This is a genomic window from Pigmentiphaga litoralis, from assembly GCF_013408655.1.
Lineage (GTDB): Bacteria > Pseudomonadota > Gammaproteobacteria > Burkholderiales > Burkholderiaceae_B > Pigmentiphaga > Pigmentiphaga litoralis_A.
Genome location: NZ_JACCBP010000001.1, coordinates 1,720,731 through 1,745,026 on the forward strand (window position 1 = coordinate 1,720,731; position 24,296 = coordinate 1,745,026).

Here is a 24,296-nt window from a genome sequence, read left to right on the forward strand (position 1 = left end):
CGTGCGGTGCCGGTGCCGGTGCACTACCATGCGTTCTTCGGGCACTCACGACTCCACGATGCTTACCCTTCGCCAGCTGACCTACTTTGCCAAAGTAGTTGAGACACGCAACATCACGCGGGCCGCCGAGCAGCTGCATGTGGCGCAGCCGGCATTGGGCACCCAGCTGCGGCAGCTCGAAGCGCATCTGGGCGTGCCCCTGCTGCATCGCCATTCGCGCGGCGTTGACGCCACGCCCGCAGGGCAATTGCTTTATCAGCGCACCCAGGACATGCTTGCCCTGCTGGAACGGACCGAATCCGAAGTCAGGCAGTTGCACGGCACGCACGGGCGTCCGCTTACGCTGGGCCTCACCGCAAGCCTGGTCCACCTGATCGGCGCGGACCTGATGGTCTGGGCGGCAACGGCTTTTCCTGGCCAGGCCTTGAAGTTGCGCGAAGAGCCCAGCTTTCTGCTGATCGACGCGCTGGAGCGCCAGGAGATCGACCTGGCCCTGGCCTACTGCGCGCCGCTTCGGCCTGGTCTGATCGTCGAATCCTTATTGGTCGAAGAAATCCCGCTGGTCATGCGTGCCGACCGCGCGCCAACGGGCGACACCGTGTCGCTGCCCCAGGCCCTGACGTTCGACCTCGCCATGGGTGGCGAGCGGGACGTGGGACGACGCCTGCTGGCCGAGGCGGCGGAATCGCATCGGCTCGACTGCACGGTGGCTTTCGAAACGCAATCGATCGCGGGGATACGGGACCTGTTGCGTCGCGGCCTGGCGGCCAGCGTCATCCCGTACGGGTCCGTCGCGCAGGAACTGGACACGGGCGAACTCGTTGCACGTCGACTGGTGCCGACCCTGTCGATGACGCTTTGCCGGGTGCAGCGGCGTGTGGACGGCAGCCTGGAAGGCGCGAACGGATTCCGCGATGCGCTAGTCGCGCGCTGTCTGGCCATGATCCGGGAAAGGCTCGGCCCGTTCGTGCTGTCCCCGTGATCCCCGTCCCAAGCTTTCCCGTATGGCTGCCAGCGCAAAAGCGTATTGGACGGGCGCCGTCGCCAAGCCTGTAATCGTTGCTGACGCCGCACGGTGCGGCCTTTCAACGGGAACAGCCATGACAACAACCACCGCGGCCGGCAGCGACCAGGCATTTTTCGAGCAACGCGGCTTTGGGCAGACGCTGGGGTTCGGGCGGCGGGCCGCGCTCATTGTCGTTGACCTCATCAACGGGTTTACTGATGCCAGCCGGCCCCTGGGCGCCAACCTGGATGCGCAGGTGGACGCATCGAACCAGCTCATTCCGCTGATGCGCGCAGCCGGCCTGCCGATCATTTTCACCACCACCGCCTACGACGACGCCGGGCTGGCCGATGCCGGCGTCTGGGGCCTGAAGATGAAGGGCTCGGCCACCCTGCGTGCCGGCAGCCACGACGTGGCGCTCGACGCGCGACTGGATTACCGGGCCGGCGAACCGATCCTGATCAAGAAATATGCGTCCTGCTTTTTTGGCACCGACCTGCTGTCGCGGTTGGTCTCGCAAGGCGTGGACACCGTCATCGTGACGGGCTGCACGACCAGTGGCTGCGTACGCGCCACCGTTGTCGATGCCGTGCAGAACGGACTGCGTCCCATCGTTGTCCGTGAAGGCGTGGGTGACCGTTCCCGTGCCTCGCACGAACAAAGCCTGTTCGACCTCCAGGCCAAATACGCCGACGTGATGGCGCTGGCGGACGTGCTCGCGCACCTTCGCGTCCAGCAGCCCGCCTGACGTTTCCTTAGCGCTCGACCTTTCTTGCTGGAGGTTCACCATGCCGTCTGCCCTGCCCTGGATCCGCGCCCTTGGCGCATCCCTGCTGACACTGGCGCTTGCGCCTTCCTTCGCGGCGTCGTCCGGTGCGGCCTACCCGACGCGGCCGATCAAGATGGTCGTGGCCGCGCCCACCGGCGGCCTGCCCGACGTCATCGCGCGCATTGTTGCGCAGCACATGACCACGTCCTTGGGCCAGGCCGTCGTCGTTGAAAACAAGCCCAGCGCCGGCGGCATCATCGCCACCGAATCGGTCGCCAAAGCGGCGCCCGACGGCTACACGGTGCTGCTGCTGGACCTCAGTCCCCTGACGATCAACCCCACCCTGTACAAGAAGCTGCCGTACGACGCAGTGAACGGCTTTGCGCCCGTCCGGCTGCTCGGTATTGCGCCGCTGTTTCTGGTGACCAATCCGAATGTGCCCGCCAAGACCTTCCAGGAACTGGTGGCAATGGTGAAAGCCGCGCCCGGCAAGCACACCTATGGCACCATCGGCGTCGGATCCCTGCACCACATTGCGTTCGAAGAAATGAAGGCAGCAACCGGCATGGACATGTTGCACGTCCCCTTCAGGGAGCAACCTTCCGGGCCCGTCGTGGCAGGCCAGGTCGACATGATCCTGGCTGGCCTCCCATCGATCGAAGGGTTTGTGAAAGGCAACCGCCTCAACATGATCGCGGTCAGCACATCAAAGCGCGCGCCGCAGACCCCGGCGTTGCCGACCATCGCCGAAAGCGGCTTGCCCGGTTACGACGTGTCGGCGGACATCGGCGTCATCGCGCCGAAAGGCACACCGCCCGAAGTCATCAGCACACTGTCGAATGCCCTGGCCGATGCGTTGAAGCAACCGGACACCCTGGCCCGCTTTAACGAACTCGGCATCCTGGCCGCCGACATGCCGGCAGAAGCCTATGCCGCGCACATCCGCAAGGAAATGCAGCGCTTCGCCAAGTCGGTCACTGCCGCAGGGCTGGCCGGCAGCAACTGAGCAACGCGCCCATCACCGCACCATACACATGCGCATGAACGATGATCGCCCCGCCGATCATCGTTGCTTGCGCCGCATCGGTTCCAACCCACAGCTGCCACGCCAGGCGTCCGACCACCAGCAGCAGAAGGACCGCCATGCGCCAGTCGCGTCCGGCGGACGGCAAGGCGCCGCGGATCAGCACGCCGTAGATCACGCCCGACAGTCCGGCGTAGTACGCCAGTTGGGGGTCCAGCCAGAGCAGGCCCAGGCCGACGCCTGCGGCAATGATCATGACTTCCAGCCAGAACCACCGACGGGCGAACAGATCGGGCAACAAGGCCGCGCACACCAGCCACCCGGCTGCGTTCAGCAGGCAATGTGCCCAGTTCAGGTGAACCAGCTGGCCGGTCAGCAAGCGCCACAGCGCGCCATCCAGAATCGCGGCACGGTCATAACGCAAGGCCAATGTCGATTCCGGCGCAAGCACCTGAAGACCCAGCAGCACCACGATCAAGATGATCAGCGTACTGACTACGCGCCTTGGCGGAACGGCTGATCCGGATGCATGCCGAGCCGGTGACATGGTCGGCGTGGCACCAGGTCAGAGCTCGCCGCTTTCGGCGATGCGGCGGGACAGCTCCCGCGTCGACGGCATGCGCCGCTCGGCATTGTTCACGTGCGCTTCGTCTTCAGCCAGATTGGCGATGATGGTCAGCAGCACCTTGCGCGCCGTGGTGATCTCGGCGGGCTTCAAGCCCCGCGTGCCAATGTCGTTGATCTCTTCGGCCAACGGCACCAGCTTCTTCTTCAACGCCTTGCCCTTGCGTGTCAGGAAGACGTGCACGTTCTTCTTGTTGCCCGGCAGATGTTTGCGTTCGACATAGCCCAGCGCTTCCATCGCCTTCATTGCCGAATACGTGGTCGGTTCCTGCACGCCAGCCTGCTCGCTCAATTCCCGCTGCGTCAACCCATCGGACTCCCACAGGATCCGCAGGAAGGCCCAATGGCCGAACGACACATCGTGCTCCGTCAGCCGCATCTGCAACCCGCGCACCAACGCGCGCGTCGCGTCTTTCACAAGGTGAGCCAGACGATCATCGGGGACGGCCTCGCGCCAGTGGTCGAGGACTTTTCGCGTTTCTTCGTTTGAATTCATGCCGGGCGATGCGTTCGGGTTGAGGGGACCGGGCACAGCATAGCCGGTCTGCTGCAAGGCAATAACTATAAACGGCAGCAATAGCAAAGAATTAACGGGCGCGTCTGGACGGCGGCCGCTCACGCGTTCCACACTCTTTGATGCTGGACACAAGCCATAACGACAACAAGCGGTCCCCAGGATCGCAGGAGACTTCCATGCATTCCATGCGCCACCGCCTTGCCCGGCTGGGCATCGCCCTTCCCTTGCTCACCGCCTTCTTCCCTGCTTTCGTACACGCCCAGCCCACCACGGCCACTGCCAACAAACCGCTTGAAGTCATCGTCTTTCCGGGCGGCTTCAACCTGCCGATCTGGGTGGCTCAGGACCGCGGCTTTTTCCAGGCGAACGGCATCTCGATCAAAGTCACCCCCACGCCCACGTCCGTCTTTCAGATGAAAGGACTGCTGGACGGCACCTTCGACATTGCCATGACGGCCATGGACAACCTGGTGGCCTATCGCGAAGGGCAAGGGGAAGAGGCTGGCGTCCAGGGCGACGTGATGGCGGTCATGGGCGGCGACCGGGGATTTCTCAAACTTGTCGCGCAACCCGACATCCCGACGATCGCCGCGCTGCGTGGCAAGACGCTGTCGGTCGATGCACGCAACACCGGCTATGCCCTGGTGCTGTTCGAACTGCTGGACCGCGCCGGCCTGCGCGAACCCGATTTCAGCATCGAACGCGCGGGCGGCGTCGTGCAACGCTTCAACGCATTGATGGAAAAGAAGCACGCCGCGACGATGCTGGTGTCCCCCTTCGAACTGCGTGCCATACCGCAAGGCTACAAGGTGCTCGCGACCGCATCGACCGAACTGGGGGCATACCAGGGCTATGTGGCCGGCGTCAGGCAGAGTTGGGCGCAGGCCAACGGTCCGGCGTTGACGGCCTATATCCGGTCCTACGTGCAGGGCGTCGACTGGCTGCTGGAGCCGGGCAACGGCAAGGACGTGATCGCTATCCTGCAGAAGAACGTGCCGAACACGAGCGACGCCGATGCGCAAAAGATCTACGACGTGCTGGTCGACCCGGCCACAGGCTTCCAGAAGCGCGCGGCCCTGGATGCCGAAGGACTGGCCCAGGTGCTTGCGCTGCGCAGCAAATGGGGCGTGCCCAGGAAGACGCTTCAGGGGCCCGGGGCCTACTACGATCCGCAGTTCTATAACGCCGCGGTGAAGTAGGCAGCGGCTGGCTCAGGGCTGCGCCACACCGTTGACGATGAACACTTTCGACGTCGCGGACTGATGACGGATAGGTCGGAGCACCCGATAGGCGGGCGAGTCGTACCAGGCGCGTGCCTGTTCCATGCTCGGAAACTGGATCATGACGACACGTTTGGTGGCGCCGCCTTCCAGCGATGCCACGGTGCCGCCACGGACGATGTAGCGGCCGCCGAACGGGGCGAACGTGGCATCCACACCGGCGCTGTAAGGCTTGATGCCCTCGGGGTCCGTCACTTCGAACTCGGACACGTAGATCGCGGGAACGGACGCCGCAGCTGGGGCCGCACCTGGCGTGCCGGCTTGCGCCATTGACGGCCCGGGCGCGCCGGACAACATGGCGCACCACAACATGGCCGGGCTGACTTTGTATGAAAAACGCATAAAGCGATGCATGAGCGACTCCAGCGACATTGATTTCAATGGGGTTTTTTGTAGAGAAGCAGGGGCTCGGTCACCATCAGCCGGCGGCCGGTAATGAACGGGGCGGTCGTGGCCACGTACTTCTTGAAGTGCGGCGACGCGATGTGGCTCTGGTAGGCCGTTTCGTCGGCGTAGATCTCGAGAAAGATCAGGGTGCCGGGCTGGTTCGCCAATGCGGCCGCATGGATCGCAATCACGCCAGGTTCCAGGCGGACCGAATCGGCGATCTCTTCGCTGACGGCTGCGGTATAGGCCGCCAGATGTTCCGGTGCGATCTCCAGTTCCGCGACGCGTACCTGGGGCGACGGCGGCAATGCGGATTTCGTGCTAATGAAAACCGGCTGCAAGGCGAGCAGCCGCCGGTCGGTCAGCATCGGGCGAACCTTGGACGCGAATGTCTGATAATGCGACGAGGCAAGGTGCGCGCGGTAAGCCGCTTCGTTCGCGTATATTTCGAGCACACGAACGCGGCCCGGGCTGTCTTTTTCCGACACGGCGTACATGGCGAGCAGATCCGGTTCGGCCTGGCCCGCCGCCGCAATGTGCTCGGCGGCAGCCGCCTTGAAGGCGTCCAGTCGAGTCGTGTCCACGTCAAGGACGGCCAGTTGCAGGTAGGCGGCAGCCGGGTGCTGCGCCACGGCGGGCCGGGCAATGAGCAGGGCCAGTACGACGGCGATGGCGCTTCCTATCGCAACACGTTTCATCTTGGTGATTCCTTGCAGGGCGACGGGCCCTTGGTGGGCAGTAATAAGCATTGTCCGCGTGCGCCTTGTCAGGGCACAGCCCTTGGCAAGCAACGGACCGCTGCGGATCGAGCAACAATGAGAAGGCGATGGACACACAGCACCTACGGATCTTCATCGAGGTAGCCCGCCAGGGAAGCTTTGCGGCGGCCGCGCGCAAGCTCAATCTGGCTACGTCGCAGGTGACCCGCGCCGTTGCCGCGATCGAAGCCGAGTTGGGCGTTCGTCTGTTGCATCGGACCACACGCAAGGCCGGCCTGACCGAGGCGGGATCCGACTACTTTGCGCGGATGTGTGACGTGATGGAGGCCTTCGACGCTGCCGCCGATGATCTGCAGACACGCACCACCGAAGCCAGGGGCCTGGTGCGCCTGACCGCGTCGGTCGCGCTGGGACAGAAACTGGTGCTGCCTTTGCTGGATGCATTCCATCGTCAGCACCCGGGGCTGGAACTGGACTTGCGATTCAATGATCGGGTGGTGGACCTGATCGATCAGCATGTGGATGTGGCGCTGCGTCAGAGCCCGACGCTGGACGGATCCCTGGTGGGCGCAAGACTGGGCGCGTCGCGCTACCGGGTGTGCGCCAGTCCCGCCTATCTGGCGAAACATGGCACCCCGCAAGCTCCCGCCGATCTTGCCGGCCACGCCTGTTTGCGGATTGCACTGCCAGGATATTGCAGCGACTGGTCGTTTCGCGAGCGCAATACGGCGGATGCCGAGGTCCAGAAGGTCGCCATCACGGGGTGGTTGACGGCGTCGTCGGCCCTGTCCTTGCTGCAGGCGGCGCTGGATGGCGTCGGGCCTGTCCTGCTAGCCGACTGGCTGCTGGCGCCCGACATGGCCGCAGGGCGACTGGTGGATCTGTTCCCGGAATACGAAGCCACCGTGACGAATTTTGAAGCGGCCATCTGGCTGGTCTACGCGTCGCGTGAGCACCTGCCCCGGCGGGTGCGCGTCGTGGTGGACTTCCTGCGCGCCGAATTGCCGCGCCACATCGAACCACGACGCCACGATCGCTGAACGCCTTTGCCTTTTGCCTTTGGACGATGCCGACATGACCGCCGGCATCACCGGAGGCCTCGACCCCGAGCTTGCAGGCCTTACTGCAGGTCTTCGCGCGGGAACTCCAGCACCATGACTTCGGCGCCCTGCTCGCCTGCCTGAATCGTGTACGGCGACTCGTTGCTTTCCACAACGATCATCGACCACAACGGCAAGTCCTTGCCATCGTGCACCACGCTGCCGTTTGCGACGACGATGTAGTAGCCTCCCGACGCCTTCGGGTCCGGCCCGCTCACACTGACCCCAGCCCCCAGACGGACGACCTGCGCATGCATTTCGTCGTCGCTCTTGAGCACGGTTTCCCAGATCGGTTCCTTGCGCGCAGCCATCAGCGGAGCGATCGAAAAGCCGACTGGCTCGGACGTCAGGTTGCGGCGGCGGCTCGGCTTGAGCCGCTCGCGATAGCCTTCCTTGTCGAGATAGACCGGTTCCGAATCGGCAGTGAACATACGCAGCGCGATGAAGGTCAGTCCCTGCGGACCTGACACGATCGGACCATAGGCCGTGTGGTGGTCCTTGAACTGGACCATCAAAGGTTTCAGTTGCTGGCCGCGGTTGCCGATCGTTCCTGATCCGGCAAGAAACAGCTGGAACATCGACACGCCGTGAAAGTGCGGCGTAATGGATTCGTTGCTGTTGAGTTCCGACATCGTCGCCTGGGGCCCGGGTGCCGGCCCTTTCGACGACCGAGGTCCGAAGTACACCGTCCCCCAATGCTGATTGCCGGTTCCCGGCGAAATGATGACGCGGCGTTCCGCCAGCGCATCGGCACCACTGCGTGTGTAGATCATGGCCCAGTCTCCGAAGTTCGGTTCTTAGTGAGTTGACGCCGCAGGCACCGCCCGAGGCTCGGGTACTTCAATGTCGATCGCAACCGAAAACGATGGCACATCATAGCATCAAGGTTTCATTCTTTCGCACCGGTTCCATTGTACGAAACCAAAAGACGTCGCGAGCATGCCGCATGACGGTGCGCGCAGGTGCGATAGACTGGGAGGGAATTGACGCAGAAAGGGCGATACGCAGATGTATACTGCCAGCTCAAACAACGAAATTCGTTCCACCCTGCGGGACGCGATCGGCTGGATCGGGCCAGGCGATCGCACCGGGTGCACCGATGCCAATGAGCACAGCCAATATGATGCGATCAGTTCAGCGAATACTCGCGATCTTCGAAAGCTTTACGGTCGAACGCAACAGCATGACCCTGCAGGAAATTGCGGACCGGATCGACCTGCCCAAGTCCACCGCCTTCCGTATCGTGCAGAGCCTGGAAAAGTCGGGGTACCTGGTCCGGCTCGAAGATCAGCAATATTGCCTGTCATTCCGCTTCCTGCGCCTGGCCGGGCTGGTCAAGAGCACCCTGGGCATCCGCGAGATCGCGCGCCCGATCATGGTCGAGCTCGCCGATGCGAGCAAGGAGACGGTGTCGCTGCATACGATCATCGGGCGCAACCGGGTGTGCATCGACGCGGTGTCCACCGCATCCGCCCTGCGCAGCGTCGTCCAGCCGGGGGAACAGGTTCCCCTGCTGGCCGGATCGGCGTCCAAGGTCCTGATGGCCTATCTGCCCAAGAAAGAACTGACGCCCCTGGTGGCGGCAATCGCCAAGAGCACGAAACGCTCGCAGGCCGACGTCAACGCCGAACTGGTCAAGGTGCGCGAAACGGGCTATTCGGTGTCCCACGGCGAGCGCCTGCTGGGCGTATCCGCCGTATCAGCACCGATCATGGACGTCAACGAGACGGTGCAGTACTGCGTATCGCTGGGCGGCCCAAGCGTGCGCATTCAGGCCAATGAACCGACCTTCATCAAGTTGCTGGTGGCCGCGTCACAAGACATCTCGCGTCAATTCGGCGGCCAGGTGGCATTCACCGTGTAGACCTGATGCCTAGCCTATCACCCCAAGCGATAGAAAGCCTGGGCGGTGTCATGAAATAGCGCCGCCCGTTCCGCGCTGGTGTAGGGCTGCGCGATCCGCTTGAACGCGTTCCACAGCACACCGTACCCACAGCTTTGCTTGTCCACCGGAAAGTTGCTTTCGAACATGGCGCGGTCGGGGCCGAATGCGTCGATACACGCGTCGATGTACGGTCGCCATGTATCGGCCAACGCGAGGGACGACGGTGGCTCGGCCTGCAGGTGAAAGTCGTGTCCGCCATACAGCATGCCGAGACCGCCGAGCTTGACCCGCAGGTTCGGATACGTTGCCAACGTCTGGATGCTCTGCTGCCATGTTGCAAACACGGCAGCACGATCGGTGTGGGGCTCGACGCCCAGGATCCCGCCGCAGTGGTTCAACACCACCGGTGTTTCCGGAAATGCCTTCAGCAAGTCTTCCAGACTCGCCAGCTGCGGGTGGAAGATCCACGCATCGAATGACAGTCCGTATCGTGACAGCTGCGCAAAGCCCTTGTGGAAGGTAGGATCCGACAACAGATGTCGCCGTTCAATACTGCGTCCATGCCCCGCCCGCCCCGCGTCCCAGGTCGTGCCGTGGCGAATCCCCTTCAAGCGCCCCTGCCCGGCCTCCAGCAAGGCTTCGAGCGCGGGAACCACGTCATCACCCGAGGTCAGATCAGCATGGCCCACGATACCCTCGCATAGCCGTACGCCCTGCCCCGCCGTGGCGCGCGCTACGTCGGCGGCGAAGGCGACTTCGCCTACCGGCCGGAGAGCCTCCGGTCCGCTCGTCAAGTACGCCGTCTTGTGCTGCAGAAATACCGTTGCCACGATGTTGTGGCCTGACGCGATCTCGGCAAGCATCTCGGGCGCAAGGTACTTGCCGCGCTCATCGTCGAACAGGTGATGGTGGGCGTCGATGATGGGCAGGTCAGGGTCAAGCGGCGCCTCGGTCTTTCGGGATGTCCAGGCCGCCAATTCGTCCAGCGTCCGGGGCGTGTTGCCCACGAAGTCGGGGCTCAGCGTCCTGGCGGCGTTGCCGCCTGGCCTTGCCGGCGTCACTGCCGACGTGATTGCGTTCTCGGGTGTCGTCATGTCGAGGTTTCCAGATTGGCGCCAGGGCGCACTTCTACCCCTGTCCATTGTTCGTACAAACGGACCAGATGGGTCACGTCGGCGTCCGCTCCGAATTCTGCGACGGCGATGCCGTACAACAAACGTGCGGAGTCCAGCACCCAGGCGCTGATGCCATGCTCGGTGCATTCCTCGCTGACACATTGAAGCGCGCGCAGTGATGCGCCAAGCGAGCGTCCATGATCGAAGCGGCGTGTCAGGACCTGCTGGGGGAACAGCGTTCCGCTCGCCAGGGTGCGCCCCGTCTCGATGCCAAGGATGCGGGGGATCATGTCGGCTGCCAGACCCGCGCGCGCACCGATCACGTAAGACTCGCACGCCACGGCCAGCAAGGTCGCCGACACGGCCTCTTCCAGATAGCGCACCCGCTGGGCGTCTCCCGGCGTCGATGACACCAGGTAGACGTCCCTGCCAAGGGCTTGCAGCAAGGACTGGGCGCAGAATGCGTCATTGCGTGCGCTGCTGACAATGACCGAACCGCTGCCATCCTCAAGGTCGCGCAGGCGGCCGGACAAAGGGGCATCAAGCCATGCGCATCCCCGGTCGCGCGCCTGCGCGGCGCACTGTTCCGCGTCCAACGGCGACATCCAGCAGGTGTTGAGGATGATCGGGTGACTGGCGATCAGCATGGGATCGGCCAACGCGTCGAGCAGGTCGGCACGGTTCGTTTCGGGCGGGATGCACCGGATCAGACAGCGCGCATCGGGATTCGTCCGGTTGCCGGGGTGTTGCACCTCGTTGACGATCGCAACGTCCCATCCGATGCCTGCCAGGCGGTTCCGCAATGCGTCGGCGCGATCCGGTTCGCACCAGACCTGACACGCGGGTGGCGGCGTGGCCGCGGTGCTTGCCGATGCAAACAGGCGTGCATCGGCCATCGCCTCATCCTTCACCTCCACTCCCGCCCACGGTTCCAGATAGGTGATCAGCGAACTGCCGTCGCGATCCGCGCCGCCCTGGCTGGCGGCGAAGCGCCACAATTGTTGGGCAGGACGCGCGATCCACACCGGCACATCCAAGCGTTCTGCTTCGGCCACTGCGAACGAAATGTCCTTGGCGGTGATCGCCATACGTGCGCCATAGTTGAATCGCCGCGGCAACACGGACGTCGCAAATTTGTTGCGGCTGGCATTGGTGCTGGCCTCGCCGGCGTTGAGCACTTGCAGCAAGGCACCCGGCCGCACGCCAGCCTTGGCAGCGATCACGAATGCTTCGGAAGTCACGGCCATGCCGGTGGCCGACACCAGGTTGTTCAATAGCTTGAGCGTCTGCGCCCGGCCCGACCCATCCCCCAGATACAGCACCGTGGTCTCGGCCATGACGCGCATGACGGGCTCGGCGCGAGCAAACGCATCGGCCGCGCCCGAGCACATTACACCCAGTTTGCCGTTGCCCGCGGTGGTGACGTTGCCGGTAATGGGTGCGTCGATGTACGCGATCCGGAGCGGCTCGAGTTCAGCCCGCATCTCTCGCGCAAACGCCGGCCCGGTGGTGGACAAGTCAACAACGGTGCAGTCGCGACCGCACCGGGCGATGCCCTCGTCGCCGAGCAATACCGCACGCAAGGCCCCCAAGGACGGAAGGCACACGAACACCAGCCCGGTTCGGGCCGCAACGTCTTGCGCGTGTCGCCCGACCTGCGCCCCCGCCTGCTCTGCCGTACGCACGGCGACCAGGTTCAGGTCGTGCACCACGACCGACACGCCCGAGCGCAACAGATGCCCGACCATGGGTCCGCCCATTGCACCGAGGCCGATGAATCCAATAGGCTGGCCTACCGGCCCCGTCGTGTCATTGGCGACTGTCATGAGCTGTCTCCTTCAAGAAGGGTAAAAGCGTGTCGGGATGGTCATTCACACGGCAAAATCTCCGGTCGCGATCGTGCCGTCCGCGCGGAAGTCTCATTGCCCCGTGAACACCGGCTTGCGTTTTTCCTTGAAGGCCTGGACCGCTTCCTTATAGTCGTCGGTCGACTGGATGACCGCCATGTGCGCGGCGACGGAATCCAGGCTGGTGCGAAGGTCGGTGCGCATCGATTGGTACATCAGTTTCTTGATGTCGCGCAGCTGGACCGGCGGCCCGCTGGCGATACGTGCCGCAAAGGCCATGAACGCTTCGGGAAATTCTTCGTTGCTGTACACATGATTCACCAGCCCGATCCTGAGCGCTTCGTCGGCAGATACGAAATCTCCGGTCCACAACAATTCGAGCGCGCGGGCGGGCCCCACAAGCCGCGGCAGGAAGTAGCACCCGCCGTTGCCCGGCAACAGCCCGACACGAATGTACCCTTCGGAAAAGCGGGCGGACGCACTGCCCAGGCGCAGGTCGCACATCAGCGCGAGGTCCATGCCGGCGCCGACCGCGGCGCCATTGACCGCGGCGATCAGGGGCTTTTCAAAGTCCTCGACCGCGCGGGCGACCTGGTGGGTCACTGCCTGCAGACGGGTGCGGCGTTCCAGGGGCGTCGGATCGCCCCCCGCCCGCTCGCCGCCCCGGCGCCCCAGATCGCCGCCCGAGCAGAACGCATCGCCTTCGCCGGTGATGACGAAGCAGCCGATGCCGGGGTCGTCATTCGCGGACTTCAATGCGGCACGCAGCGTTTCGAGCATGGGCTCGCTCAGGGCATTCTTTTTTTCCGGCCGGTTCAGCCGGGCAACCATGACGCGGTCGCGGGTGGTCAGTTCTAGATCGGACATGCTGTCTCCTGCGTGATCGCGGCGGGGTGTGTGCCGGGATTCCTGGTGTGTTCTCGTGATGGGAGCGCTCAGTCCGCGGCCTGCGCACGATGCCGGGCGTGCTCGGCACGCGCTTCGATGATGGCCGCTTTCATGGCTCGGTTGATCCAGCGTTTGTTGTCGGCGAAAGCCGCGGCGTCCTTGCCGCCCAAGGCCGCGGCGACTGCGTCGGTCGCGGCTTCCAGTTCGTCGCGGGCGACCACGGTGCGCACCAGTCCGCGCACGCAGGCGTCCTGGGCTGACAGGCGGCGGCCGCTCTGGATCAGGTCCAGGGCCAATGCCCGTCCGCCGACAACGGCCAGGATATTCGCGCCCGAGTAGGTGGCGATGCCGATGTCGATCTCGGGCAGGGACAGCTCGGCCGACGACACTGCCACGCAGGCGTCTGCCAGCAAGGCCAGCATGGCGCCACCGCCCACGGCACTACCGTTGAGCATGACAACAACTGGCTTGGGCGTTTCCATGACGGCGTCCTGCAAGGCAGCCAGGGCGTGGGAGCGGCGCTCGCGATGGCGCGCCGTATCGCCGTCTTCCGGCTTTTCGCGAACGTCCACGCCTGCGCAGAACACGCGTTCGCCTGCCCCGGTCAGTACGATGGCCCTGATGGTCTCGTCCGCTGCCGCACCGGTGATCGCCGCGACCGCCTGCTCCATCATCCCGACCGTCATGGCGTTCGCCTTGCCTGCACGGTTCAAGATGATCCACCGGGTTGCGCCGCGTTGTTCGACATTCAGTAATGCGTCTTCCATGTCTCTTTACCTTCTTATTAAGTTGCCGCAGATTGACGCCGCAGATTGATGCCGCAGATTGACGCCGCAGCCTCACGCCGCCGGCACGCCGCCCGGCAAGAATGCATCGGCATAAAACTCGTCGGCCGGTAGCCCGCAGCCCGCAACAAACTCCCGCCGAGCCGAATCGACCACCACGGGCGCGCCGCAGGCATATACCTGCACGCCCGACATGTCAGGAAAATCTTCCATGACCGCGCGATGCACGAACCCGGTCCGCCCCTGCCAATCGTCGTCGGGCAAGGCCTGCGATATCACCGGAACGTACGTCAGCACGCCTGCTGCCACCCAGGACTTCACCAACGCGTCGTGGTACAGATCGGCTGGCCGGCGTCCACCCCAGTACAGGGTCATGGGCCGCTTGACTCCTTGCTGCACGGCATGTTCGATCATGGCCTTGATCGGTGCGAAGCCCGTGCCGCTGCCCACGAAGATGATCGGCTTGTCGCTGCCTTCCCGCACGAAGAAGGTGCCCATCGGCCCCTCGAATCGCACCAGGTCGTTGGCCCTCATCTTGGTAAAGACGTGCGTGCTGAACGGACCGCCGTAATTGCGCAGGTGCAGTTCCAGCCAATCCGCATCATGCGGCGCGCTGGCCAATGACAGACTGCGCCGCACTGCAGGGTTCATGATGATGTCGATGTACTGCCCCGGCAAAAACCGCAGCGTCTGGTTGGCGGCCAGGTTGAGCCGGATGCGCATCACATCGGGGGCCAGCAGGTCCAGTTCCCGGACGCGCGCCACCATCTTGCGGACGGGAATCCCTTCGACCGCCGCAATGACCTGGCACTCGACCGTCACAGCCGACTTTGGCCGTGCCTGGCACAGCAGCGCAAAGCCCTGCTCACGATCGTGTTCGGGCAGGCCGGTCAGCGCCGGGCCCTGATCGATGTCACCAGCAACGATCTTTGCCTTGCAGGTACCGCAGACCCCATTGCGGCAGCTGTGAGGCAACGCCATGCCCGCGCGCAGGGCCGCGCCCAGAATGGTTTCGTTTTCGCGCACGTCGATGACGCGTCCGATCGGCTGGCAGGTGACAGCGTGCGTGGCCGAAGGGTCATGTGGCTGCAATGCATTCGCCTGGGATTCAACTACCTTGGTCATTGCAGACTCCTTCAATGCGCCAGTTGCGCGCCGAATGGCACGACCAGGGCGTCCGCCGCCATCACGCCGTGCTCAAGCACGAAAAGCGGATTGATGTCGACTTCCATGACGTCGTCACGCGTTGCCCATGCAAACTGCGACAGCGATGCAAGCACCCGAGCCGCGGCATCGACATCCAGCGGCGGCTTTCCGCGGGCGCCGTTCAGGATCGGACGGCACTGCAGTTCGTCCAGCATCTGGCGCGCGGTATCGATCCCGAACGGCGCCAGCCGGCACGACGTGTCCTTCAACAATTCGGCATAGATGCCGCCGGCGCCCACCACGACAACCGGACCAAACACCTCGTCGTTGACCACGCCAGCGATCAACTCGAAGCCGCCGCGGATCATCGGCGCGACCAGTACGCCGTCGATGCGCGCATCGGGCACGTGCTGGCGGGCATTGCCCAGCACTTCATCGATGGCCGCGGTCAGTGCCGCGCGGTCGGCAATGCCCACCTTGACGCCGCCCACCTCCGTCTTGTGCGGGATGTCCTGCGACACGATCTTCACGACCACCGGAAAGGACGCACTGTCGAGCTCGGCAGCGCGCGCGTCTTGAACAATGATGTCCTTCGTGACCGGCACGCCAGCAGCTTCGAGCAAGGCCTTGGATTGAGCCTCGGACAGCGCGCCCCCGGCACCCAAAATCGCCGCCAGCGACGGATCGATCACGACCGCCGCGTCGTCAAGGCGCGCACCGGTGTCGGCGGCAATCGACAGCTGGCGTTCACGATAGGTGGCCAGCACGGCCAAGGCACGTGCCGCGCGAGAGGGCGACGCAAATACCGGAATCCGGGCCTCATCAAGTATGCGCAGGGCGTCGCCGACTTCGCTCGCGGGCGCGGAGGAAAAGACAACGATGGGCTTGTCGGTATCGCGCGCCACCTTGCGAAACACTTCGGCCGCGGCCAGGCAGCCCGATTTCCCGGTCGTGGCCAGGTTGACGCAGATCGATGCGGCCTTGGGATCATCGAGCGCCGCGCGCAGCGCCAGTTCCAGCTTGTCCTGATTCGCCTTGGAAAAGTAACCGGCGGTCAGGTCAATGGGATTGTGGACCGCGCCAATGTTGGGCACCACCTCGGCCAGGCGTGCCTGGGTCTCGGGGCTGAGTTCGATCATGTCCATGCCGACCCGCTCGCCGGCATCGGCGAACACGATGGCCGACCCGCCCGACACTCCCATGACCACCACGCCGCGGCCCGCCGGATACTTGGCCGGCGCAAAGGCGCGCAGGTAATCCACGGCTTCGTGCAGTTCGGCGATTTCGACGATGCCGGTCTGTTTGAACATGGCCCGATAGAAATCGTAGCTGCCTGTCATGCTTGCCGTGTGCGACGCCGCCGCGCGCGCGCCTTGTTCGGTGACGCCGCCCTTCCACAGCAGCACCGGCTTGCCTGCGGCCAGCGCCCGGCGGCCCACGTCGAGCAGGGCCCGCCCGTCGCTCGTGCCTTCGATATACGCGACGATGCACTGCGTCTTGTCATCGTCGAGCAGCGCGTCGATCAGTTGGATCGTATCGATGTCGCTTTCGTTGCCCGTCGCAACCACATGGCGAAAACCGATGCCGGCTTCGGCGCACGCCAGGGCGATGCTGTAGCCAAAGCCCCCGCTCTGCGTCACAAGCGAGACGCTGCCGCGCTGAAGCTTGGGTTCACGCGTCATGCTGCCAAAGGCGGCATACACGCTGGCATGCACATTGACGAAGCCCAGGCAGTTGGGGCCGATCAGCCGGATATTGCCTTCCCGCGCGATCTCAAGCATGCGACGCTCGCGCTCGATGCCTTCAGGTCCGCTCTCCCGAAAGCCGCCACTCAGGATCACCGCGAAGGGCACCTTCTTGGCTGCGCAGTCTTCCAGCACCGCAAGCACGCCCTTGGCCGGCACCCCGATCACGACTACGTCGATCGACTCGGGGATCGCCGCGACCGAAGGAAAACACGGCAAGCCTTCGAACGCCGGGTACTTGGGATTCACCGGGTAAAGCTTGCCCGAAAATCCATTGGCCAGAAGCGCGCGGACTGCCTGGGAGCCGGGCCGGGCCGCGTCGTCGGACACACCGACGACGGCAATCGAGCGGGGCTCGAACAATTGGCTGAAAGTGTTCATACCGGAATATCTCCTTGCCATGCTCGAATTTTTTCGGAACCGGTTCCATTCTATGAACCCAGCTATGCGTGCATGAATTGGTGGTGGTGGTGCAGTGAAAGGAAAAAAAGCGTACGAAAGGCCGTGCGCGGGCGTCAGCGCAGGATCAGATCTCGATCATTTCAAAGTCGGCCTTGGTGGCCGAGCATTCCGGGCAGATCCAGCTGTCGGGCACGTCTTCCCAACGGGTGCCGGCCGGGATGCCCTCGTCGGGAATGCCCATCGCCTCTTCATACAGGAAGCCGCACAAAATGCATTGCCATATCTTGGACGGCGCTTCGTTGGTTGTCATGGTGTTGCCTTTTGATGTGTGCCGCCTGTCGCGTCGCGCAGCAAGCTGCCCGAAGCCGCGATGTCGCCAAGCAGCCGGCTCGGTGTCCAGCGCGAACCGTAGCGCTGCGCCCATTCGGTGATCTGCGCGTGGACGTCCTTGGCGCCGACCGTGTCGGCCCAGAACATGAGCCCACCACGATGGCGCGGAAAGCCAAAACCGTACAGCCACATGACATCGATGTCGCTGGCGCGATAAGCCTTGCCGTCTTCAAGAATCTTGCAAGCTTCATTGACCGATGCAAGCAGCACGCGGTGCAGGATTTCAGTGTCGGTAAATTCTCGTTGGGCCGTGCCCAGTTCACGTGCAACGGCACCGATCACACCCAGCACGGCGGCGTCCGGATGCGGCGTCCGATCGCCCGGCTCATAGCGATACCACCCTGCCCCGGTCTTCTGGCCCAATCGGCCCATCTCGACCAGCCGATCGGGCACATGCAGCTTCCGGTAATCGGGATTGGCCTCAGCGCGGCGCTTTCGGCCTTCGTAACTCACGTCCAGCCCCGACAGGTCATTCACCGCAAAGGGCCCCATGGGATAACCGAAGTCTGTCATGACGCGATCGATCTGCTGCGGCGTCGCGCCTTCTTCCAGCATGATCATCATTTCGCTCATCATGGGCGCGCGGCTGCGGTTGGCCACGAATCCGTCGCATGATCCGGCAACGGCGCAAACCTTGCCCATGGCTCGGCCCATCTTCATGGTGCGCAGCAAGGTGTCGGGCGCCGTGCCATTGCCGCGCACCACCTCGCACAGCTTCATGACGTTGGCGGGCGCAAAGAAATGGGCGCCGGCCACGTCCTGGGGGCGGCGGGTTGCGCTGGCGATCTCATCGATATCCAGTGCCGACGAATTGGTCAGCAGCAGCGCACCCGGCTTCATCACCGCGTCGAGCTTGCTGAACACATCGTGCTTGACGTCCATCCGTTCGAATACCGCCTCGACCACTGCATCGCAGTCGGCAATGTCTTCATAGCGCTGCACGAAGCCGATGCGGTCCAGGCAGGCGTCCATCGCCTGCTGCGTCAGGCTTCCACGCTTCACGCGGGTGGCATAGGTATCGCGAACGCGCGCCTTGCCACGCTCCAGTGCGTCGGGCGAAATCTCGAGCAGCTTGACCGGAATACCGGCGTCGGCGTATGCGATCGCGATGCCGCTGCCCATGGTGCCCGCGCCGATCACCGCCGCGCTGGCAACGGGTGCCAGGTCGGCCGACGCCTGCACGCCTGGAATCTTGGCCGCTTCACGTTCAGCAAAAAAGGCGTAACGCAGCCCCTTGGCTTCGGCGCCCTGTTCGAGTTCGGAAAATGCCTGCTGTTCGAACGCGAGCCCGTCATCGAACGAATGACGGACGGCAGCTTCGATGCAATCGACCGCCTTGAACGGCGCTTTCAAGTGGCGGGACTTGCGGGTCAGCGCCTTGCGTCTGGCCTCGAACACGGCCGGGGCGGTATCGGCCTCATTCCAGTTCTGGCGATCCCGTGCGCGGGGCAAGGGCCGTGCACTGGCGATGGAACGGGCATGGCGGATCGCGGCGCCCCGCAAATCCGGTTCGTCGACGATCGCATCGAGGAGCCCGAGCTTCAGGGCTTCGGCCGCGCCCATGTGGCGACCCGAGACCACCATATCCAGGGCCGCCTCGGGACCGATCAGCCGGGTCAGGCGCTGCGTTCCCCCGCCGCCGGGCACGATGCCCAGGGTCACTTCGGGCAGGCCCACTTTTGCGCCGGGCGCAGCCAGCCGATAGTGGCAGGCCAACGCATGTTCCAGGCCGCCCCCCAGCGCATAGCCATGGATGGCCGCCACGACGGGCTTGGAACTGGCGTCGAGCGCAGCCGCACTGACCACCGACCCGATGGGCCGTGTCTTGCCAAACTGCCGGATGTCGGCGCCCGCAATGAAATTGCGGCCCGCGCCGATCAGCACGAAGGCTTGCACGCCATCGTCGGCATTGCCCTGCTCGAGGGCATCAATGATCCCTTCGCGCACGCCGGGGCCCAGGGCGTTCACAGGCGGGTTGTCGATGGTGATGACGCCGATGGTATCGACGACGTCGTAATGGACGATCGTTGTCTCATTCATGGTGGTCCCCGCCTCAAGAACGATTCAGCATGCGGCCGCCATCCACCAGCAGCGATACGCCGGTGACGAACGCGGCGTCATCGCAAGCCAGGAATAGCGCGGCATTGGCAACATCCCAGGCGGTACCGAGCTTGCCAAGCGGCACTTTGGCGACCCGTTCAGCCAGCACCTGTTCACGCGGCTGGTTCCAGGTGCGCGCCCGCGTATCGACTGCCATGGGGGTCGATATCAGGCCCGGCAGGACACAGTTGACGCGGATGCCATACGGCGCGTTCTGCAGCGCCAGTTGCTCGGTCAGGGCCACTACGGCGGCCTTGGTCGCCTTGTACGCGGCGTAGGGATAACGTCCAGTCGCGGCAGCAGACGAGATGTTGACAATCGCCCCGGATCGCTGCTCACGCATGATCAGCAGGGCATGTTTGCACGCAAAGGCGGTACCGCGAAGATTGATGCGGTAGATGTTGTCGAAGGCCTCTTCAGTGATCTCGGTCAGTTCGGCATCGCCGCCAGCCAGGCTGACGCCCACATTGTTGTGAAGCACATCCAGTGTGCCCCACGTCTGTTTGGCAGTCGCCATGACCGCGACCAGGTCGGCGTCGCGCGTCACGTCGGCGGCTTGCGACAGGCACTCGAACCCTTCGGCGCGGATCAGCGCGGCGGTTTCTGCCGCCGACTCGCCGTTGCGATCGACGGCAAGAACACGCGCACCCTCGCGGGCATATCGCATGGCAGCGGCTCGGCCATTGCCGAAGCCTTCTCCGGCGCCCTGGCCCGCGCCGATGACCACGGCCACCTTGCCGTCGAGCCGTTTGCCAGCAGTCCAGCCAGGACCGCGTTCAGGGGAATCTGCCATGTCGTCGTCTCGCTCGTTGGAATAATGTGTGGGGTTGCCCGCGTTGCAGGCCAGGAAGGCAGTCCCGGCCGATGCTTGGCACCGATGGGATAAATGCTAACATAGGTTCTGATAAACAGCATCGGTTCCGATGTACGGAACCGCGCAGCATTGCATGACGTATCGATTCAGAACAACTATCCAGGAGACACCGTGTCGACCTCTTCCACCCTGCTGATCGCCGGCGACTGCGGTCCCGCGCACGGCCCCGCCGATGGCTTTCCCATCGAGGGCTACACCGCGAACGTCCAGCCCGCGCTTGAGCAAGCCGACTTCCGCTTCGTCAATTGCATGCGCACCTATTCGTCGCGCGCGGTCGTCACCGAACACGCCCGTCAGGTCAATCAGGACATCGGCATGTCCGCCATCTTTACCAGCGGCCTGTTCGACGCCGTCACCCTGGCCAACAATCACAGCTATGACAGCGGCCCCGACGCGCTGGTCGATACCCGCGAACTGATGTTGTCCAAGGGCGTGCAGGTGACCGGTGCCGGTGCCAACCTGGACGAGGCGCGGCAGACTGCGATCATCGAACGCAACGGCGTCAGGGTCGGCTATCTGGGTTACACGTCGGTCGGCAAGCCGGGCAGCGAAGCGGGCCCCGACAAGCCGGGCATCGCGGTTGTCCGCGTTCACACCACCTACGAACAGCGCGGCCCCCACGAAACGGTTGGCGTCCGCACGACGGCGGACGCGGCCGACCTTGAACGTCTGGTCGAGGACATCACGGCGCTGCGCAAGCAGGTGGACGTCGTGGTGCTCGCCTACCACGCCGGGGTCATCCGTCTGCCCCGCATCATTTCCGACTATCAGGTGGAAGTCGCACACGCTGCCATCGACGCGGGCGCCGACCTGGTGGTGGGCCACGCCCCCCACATTCCGAAAGCCATCGAGATGTACAAGGGCAAGCCGATCTTCTACAGCATCGGCGTGTTCGCAATGACCAAGCCGTTTGCCGCGCCGTCGTGGAACGAGCCCGCCTGGCGTCATGGCGCGGTCCGCAACCATGCGGATCTGGACCCGGCCTTTCCATTCATGCCCTATGGCGAGGCGTGCACGCTGAGTCTCATGGTCAAGGTGGACGTCACCCCGGAAGGCGTGCAGCGCGTGGCATTCCTGCCCATGTCCTTCGACACGTCGTATCGTCCCGAAATCCTGCGGCATGACGACCCCCGCTTCGATGTCATCGTCAACTATCTTGAGTGGGTATCCGAAGACATGCCCCACCGCTTTACGGTGGACGGTGACGAAGTCGTGGTGTCCGACTGACCCCGCCTTTTCTGGCTACAACGCTGACCTGCCTTCGCAGGAAGCGATACGAACTTACATAGAGCGAACTCATGGATCTGGGAATCAAGGGAAAGACGGCGCTGGTGACGGCGTCCAGCGCCGGTCTCGGCAAGAACACGGCGCACGCGCTGGCCGCGGAAGGCGCGAACATCGTGCTGTTTGCCCGATCGGCCGACGCGCTGCAAACGGTCGCCGACGAGATTGCGGGAACCCATGGCGTCAGGGTGCTGCCTGTCAGGGGCGATATGTTGTCGAGCGCCGACGTTGACGCACTGGCGGCGGCCATCGCGGCGGAGTTCGGTGGCCTGGACATTCTGGTGCTCAATACCGGTCGGGCGCCCAACCCGCTGCGCGCGACCGTTGACGAGACCGAAGAAGCGCGCTGGCACGCGGCTTACAACAACCAGTTGTGGGGCGCGATCCAGGTGGCAAAAACCGTGATCCCATTGATGCGTGGCCGGGGCTGGGGCCGGATCGTGGCAATCACGTCGGCGTCCGTCAAGTCGCCGATGCCGCATCACAGCCTTTCCACGGTCTTTCGTGCCGGGATGACGGCGTACATCAAACACCTGGCGAACGAGATCGGTGCGGAAGGAATAACGGCCAATTGCGTGGCGCCTGCGTTGATCGATACGTCGCACCGGGTCGGCGCAGCCGCCTACACGCCAGAGCAGGCCGCGGCTCGCAAGAAGCTGACGCCTTTGGGACGCATGGGCAGGCAGGAAGAGCTGACGGGGGTGGTCACCTTCCTGACGTCCATGCAGGCGGGCTTCATCACCGGTTCGACCATTCTGGTCGAAGGCGGCATGGTGGGTTCGCTGATCTAGCCTTGAAAGGCGTGCCCTGCGATGATGCCCATCCAGTACTGCATGCGGCCGGGCGGGGTGGGCACATCGATCCGGCGAATGAAGGTCAGCCGCCCGTCTTCGGCTATCCGGAAGACGGCCAGCGCGGCGGGCACGGTCACGATCTGATCACCTTCACCCACCACGTCCATGGGCTTGATGCTGGCTGCGACCAGCACGCGGCCTTCCGGATCGCAGGCAAAGGTGCGCGCATGAAAGCCGTGCGTATCGGCATGCTGGAGAATGCGGGGCTCGCCGGTGTCCGGGTCGATCGCGTACACCGCGATGGTGTTGTCGCCGCCATTGAACACGGGTCGTCCATCGTGATCGACCGTGCCGTCCGCCCGGTTCGCCACGTACACGCATTGCCCGCGCGGATGGACGTGCACGGTCCCGGCGATCTGACGGGGCTTGCGTTCAGCCGGATCGGCCAGGGTATCGAGCGTATGGGCAGGCAGCGCCTCGATCTCGTCACCCTCCGAATAGCGGAACATGTAGAGCCTGTTCTCGCGCTCGTCAGACACGTAGATCCAGGGGCGCGTCGGATGAAAATCAACGTGCCGCGGCCCGAAGCCGAAGCCCCCCTGCGGCGCGATCACCTGGCTCGGCGTCAATTGCCCGGCTTCAAAACCGTAGGTCCGCAACGCGCCCGGATCTTCTGGCTTGCCGGCTTGCGCCTTGTTGCCCCGGTCTGATATCAGCACGGTCCTGCCCGACGGAAACACCCTCACCTGGTGCGGATAGATGCCGAAGTCAGCTTTCTGTTCCTGGTTGACCTGATCGTCCACGTCGCCATTGGTCCGCAAGCGGTGCACCGTCAGCGCGCCGCCGCCAAAGTTGTGGGCGTTGACCATGTAGCGCCCGGTCGGGTCAATGCAGACATGCACCGCCCGATGCGGAAGGTTTGCGTGGATGTCCCGCAGTCGCGGCGAACCGTCGGCCCCGATCTCCAGCACCACCACCGGATTGATGTCGGACGCCACACGCGGGCCACCGTTGGATGTCGAGCAATACAGCAGGGGCAGCGTGGGATGCGGCCAGGCGTATTGCAGCGGCGCGGGAAGCTCTACTGATGAGCGAACCTGGACCGTTGCCCCGTCGGCGTCGACCTCGTAATGGGTCAGTGTTGCGCCCACGGCGCTGTACAGCGTGATGGTGTCGGGCATCACGTCTCCTGGCGCGCCGGGGCGTCGGCCGTCTGCGCAAGCGTGAACATCGGGACAGAGATGCCTCCCTCGGATGGCTTGAACACTGCCCGCACCCGTTGCCCGATGCGAATGGCCTCAAGGTCGGAATCGACGATGTTCGTCATGACGACGGGACCTTCGTCCAGCGCGACATAGGCGATGCAGTATGGCGCCCCCGCCCCACGGCGCGTGATGCTGAAGGTGTAGATCGTCCCTTCGCCACTGGCGTCGGCCCATTGCACGTCCGGGCTCCAGCAGAACGGGCATATCGCGCGCGGATAGTGGTGAGGCTTGCCGCAGTCACTGCACTGCTTGATCAGCAGCCGGCCTTGTGCCGCAGCGTCGAAGTAAGGTTCGTCGCCAGGATTCATCAGCGGATCGCTGATCTTGCGATCGACGTTGGACGTTGCCAT

The 24,296-nt window shown here is 64.2% G+C and carries 24 protein-coding genes; 8 read left to right on the plus strand and 16 right to left on the minus strand.

Annotation, left to right across the window (positions count from 1 at the left end; genetic code table 11):
- Window positions 1-58: 58 nt before the first annotated feature.
- From HD883_RS07645 to HD883_RS07655, 3 genes are all read left to right on the plus strand, one after another.
- Window positions 59-982 carry a LysR family transcriptional regulator gene (locus tag HD883_RS07645; protein WP_179586763.1) on the plus strand — a complete coding sequence of 308 codons (924 nt, stop codon included), beginning with the start codon at window positions 59-61 and terminating at the stop codon, window positions 980-982.
- Between the two features lie 118 nt (window positions 983-1,100).
- Window positions 1,101-1,754: an isochorismatase family protein gene (locus tag HD883_RS07650; protein WP_179586761.1), complete on the plus strand. Its 654-nt coding sequence runs from the start codon at window positions 1,101-1,103 to the stop codon at window positions 1,752-1,754.
- A 40-nt stretch (window positions 1,755-1,794) separates the two neighbouring features.
- Complete coding sequence (locus HD883_RS07655) at window positions 1,795-2,781, plus strand: Bug family tripartite tricarboxylate transporter substrate binding protein (RefSeq protein WP_179586759.1); 987 nt, start codon at window positions 1,795-1,797, stop codon at window positions 2,779-2,781.
- On the opposite strand, the gene rrtA is transcribed toward HD883_RS07655, so the two are convergent.
- Both rrtA and HD883_RS07665 read right to left on the minus strand, forming a co-directional pair.
- Window positions 2,750-3,271: a rhombosortase gene (gene rrtA / locus HD883_RS07660; RefSeq protein ID WP_373563428.1), complete on the minus strand. Its 522-nt coding sequence runs from the start codon at window positions 3,269-3,271 to the stop codon at window positions 2,750-2,752. The genes HD883_RS07655 and rrtA overlap by 32 nt on opposite strands.
- Before the next feature lie 93 nt (window positions 3,272-3,364).
- Window positions 3,365-3,919 carry a MarR family winged helix-turn-helix transcriptional regulator gene (locus HD883_RS07665; RefSeq protein ID WP_179586755.1) on the minus strand — a complete coding sequence of 185 codons (555 nt, stop codon included), beginning with the start codon at window positions 3,917-3,919 and terminating at the stop codon, window positions 3,365-3,367.
- Between the two features lie 197 nt (window positions 3,920-4,116).
- Between HD883_RS07665 and HD883_RS07670 the strand changes: the two genes are divergently transcribed.
- Entirely contained in the window at window positions 4,117-5,139 is a 1,023-nt protein-coding gene (locus HD883_RS07670) for an ABC transporter substrate-binding protein (RefSeq protein WP_257022041.1), read from the plus strand.
- A gap of 12 nt (window positions 5,140-5,151) precedes the next feature.
- Here HD883_RS07670 and HD883_RS07675 read toward each other — a convergent pair whose 3' ends face one another.
- Entirely contained in the window at window positions 5,152-5,574 is a 423-nt protein-coding gene (locus HD883_RS07675) for a DUF1330 domain-containing protein (RefSeq protein WP_257022042.1), read from the minus strand.
- A 23-nt stretch (window positions 5,575-5,597) separates the two neighbouring features.
- Window positions 5,598-6,305, minus strand: a complete 708-nt coding sequence (locus HD883_RS07680) for a putative quinol monooxygenase (protein ID WP_179586753.1) — start codon at window positions 6,303-6,305, stop codon at window positions 5,598-5,600.
- 128 nt (window positions 6,306-6,433) lie between these two features.
- Between HD883_RS07680 and HD883_RS07685 the strand changes: the two genes are divergently transcribed.
- The gene (locus HD883_RS07685; RefSeq protein ID WP_179586750.1) at window positions 6,434-7,366 is read left to right on the plus strand and encodes a LysR family transcriptional regulator; all 933 of its coding nucleotides are present in this window, start codon (window positions 6,434-6,436) and stop codon (window positions 7,364-7,366) included.
- An 80-nt stretch (window positions 7,367-7,446) separates the two neighbouring features.
- Here HD883_RS07685 and HD883_RS07690 read toward each other — a convergent pair whose 3' ends face one another.
- Complete coding sequence (locus HD883_RS07690; RefSeq protein WP_257022043.1) at window positions 7,447-8,199, minus strand: hypothetical protein; 753 nt, start codon at window positions 8,197-8,199, stop codon at window positions 7,447-7,449.
- Window positions 8,200-8,546: 347 nt separating this feature from the next.
- Between HD883_RS07690 and HD883_RS07695 the strand changes: the two genes are divergently transcribed.
- Window positions 8,547-9,290 (plus strand): IclR family transcriptional regulator, encoded by a 744-nt coding sequence (locus HD883_RS07695; protein ID WP_179586748.1) that lies wholly within the window; start codon window positions 8,547-8,549, stop codon window positions 9,288-9,290.
- A 17-nt stretch (window positions 9,291-9,307) separates the two neighbouring features.
- Here the strand turns inward: HD883_RS07695 and HD883_RS07700 are convergent, their stop codons facing one another.
- From HD883_RS07700 to HD883_RS07740, 9 genes are all read right to left on the minus strand, one after another.
- On the minus strand, window positions 9,308-10,405 hold the full coding sequence (locus HD883_RS07700; RefSeq protein ID WP_179586746.1) for an amidohydrolase family protein: 1,098 nt from the start codon (window positions 10,403-10,405) through the stop codon (window positions 9,308-9,310).
- Entirely contained in the window at window positions 10,402-12,252 is a 1,851-nt protein-coding gene (locus HD883_RS07705) for an NAD-binding protein (protein ID WP_179586744.1), read from the minus strand. The genes HD883_RS07700 and HD883_RS07705 overlap by 4 nt, the downstream gene beginning before the upstream one ends.
- Window positions 12,253-12,345: 93 nt before the next feature.
- A complete protein-coding gene (locus tag HD883_RS07710) occupies window positions 12,346-13,140 on the minus strand; it encodes an enoyl-CoA hydratase/isomerase family protein (RefSeq protein WP_179586742.1) in 795 nt (264 codons plus the stop codon).
- A gap of 68 nt (window positions 13,141-13,208) precedes the next feature.
- Window positions 13,209-13,928, minus strand: a complete 720-nt coding sequence (locus HD883_RS07715) for an enoyl-CoA hydratase/isomerase family protein (protein WP_179586741.1) — start codon at window positions 13,926-13,928, stop codon at window positions 13,209-13,211.
- 72 nt (window positions 13,929-14,000) lie between these two features.
- Window positions 14,001-15,071 (minus strand): CDP-6-deoxy-delta-3,4-glucoseen reductase, encoded by a 1,071-nt coding sequence (locus tag HD883_RS07720; protein WP_179586739.1) that lies wholly within the window; start codon window positions 15,069-15,071, stop codon window positions 14,001-14,003.
- A gap of 11 nt (window positions 15,072-15,082) precedes the next feature.
- Window positions 15,083-17,218 carry an acetate--CoA ligase family protein gene (locus HD883_RS07725; protein ID WP_179586737.1) on the minus strand — a complete coding sequence of 712 codons (2,136 nt, stop codon included), beginning with the start codon at window positions 17,216-17,218 and terminating at the stop codon, window positions 15,083-15,085.
- A gap of 145 nt (window positions 17,219-17,363) precedes the next feature.
- Window positions 17,364-17,549: a rubredoxin gene (locus HD883_RS07730; RefSeq protein ID WP_179586735.1), complete on the minus strand. Its 186-nt coding sequence runs from the start codon at window positions 17,547-17,549 to the stop codon at window positions 17,364-17,366.
- Window positions 17,546-19,669, minus strand: a complete 2,124-nt coding sequence (locus HD883_RS07735; RefSeq protein WP_179586733.1) for a 3-hydroxyacyl-CoA dehydrogenase NAD-binding domain-containing protein — start codon at window positions 19,667-19,669, stop codon at window positions 17,546-17,548. The genes HD883_RS07730 and HD883_RS07735 overlap by 4 nt, the downstream gene beginning before the upstream one ends.
- 13 nt (window positions 19,670-19,682) lie before the next feature.
- Window positions 19,683-20,522 carry an SDR family NAD(P)-dependent oxidoreductase gene (locus HD883_RS07740; RefSeq protein ID WP_179586731.1) on the minus strand — a complete coding sequence of 280 codons (840 nt, stop codon included), beginning with the start codon at window positions 20,520-20,522 and terminating at the stop codon, window positions 19,683-19,685.
- A 192-nt stretch (window positions 20,523-20,714) separates the two neighbouring features.
- Between HD883_RS07740 and HD883_RS07745 the strand changes: the two genes are divergently transcribed.
- Both HD883_RS07745 and HD883_RS07750 read left to right on the plus strand, forming a co-directional pair.
- Complete coding sequence (locus HD883_RS07745; protein WP_179586729.1) at window positions 20,715-21,830, plus strand: CapA family protein; 1,116 nt, start codon at window positions 20,715-20,717, stop codon at window positions 21,828-21,830.
- 71 nt (window positions 21,831-21,901) lie between these two features.
- Entirely contained in the window at window positions 21,902-22,678 is a 777-nt protein-coding gene (locus HD883_RS07750) for an SDR family oxidoreductase (protein WP_179586727.1), read from the plus strand.
- Here HD883_RS07750 and HD883_RS07755 read toward each other — a convergent pair.
- Together HD883_RS07755 and HD883_RS07760 are read right to left on the minus strand one after the other, a co-directional pair.
- A complete protein-coding gene (locus HD883_RS07755) occupies window positions 22,675-23,862 on the minus strand; it encodes a lactonase family protein (RefSeq protein WP_179586725.1) in 1,188 nt (395 codons plus the stop codon). The two genes, HD883_RS07750 and HD883_RS07755, sit on opposite strands and share 4 nt — an antisense overlap.
- Window positions 23,862-24,296: a Zn-ribbon domain-containing OB-fold protein gene (locus tag HD883_RS07760; RefSeq protein WP_179586722.1), complete on the minus strand. Its 435-nt coding sequence runs from the start codon at window positions 24,294-24,296 to the stop codon at window positions 23,862-23,864. Before HD883_RS07760 ends, HD883_RS07755 begins: the two co-directional genes overlap by 1 nt.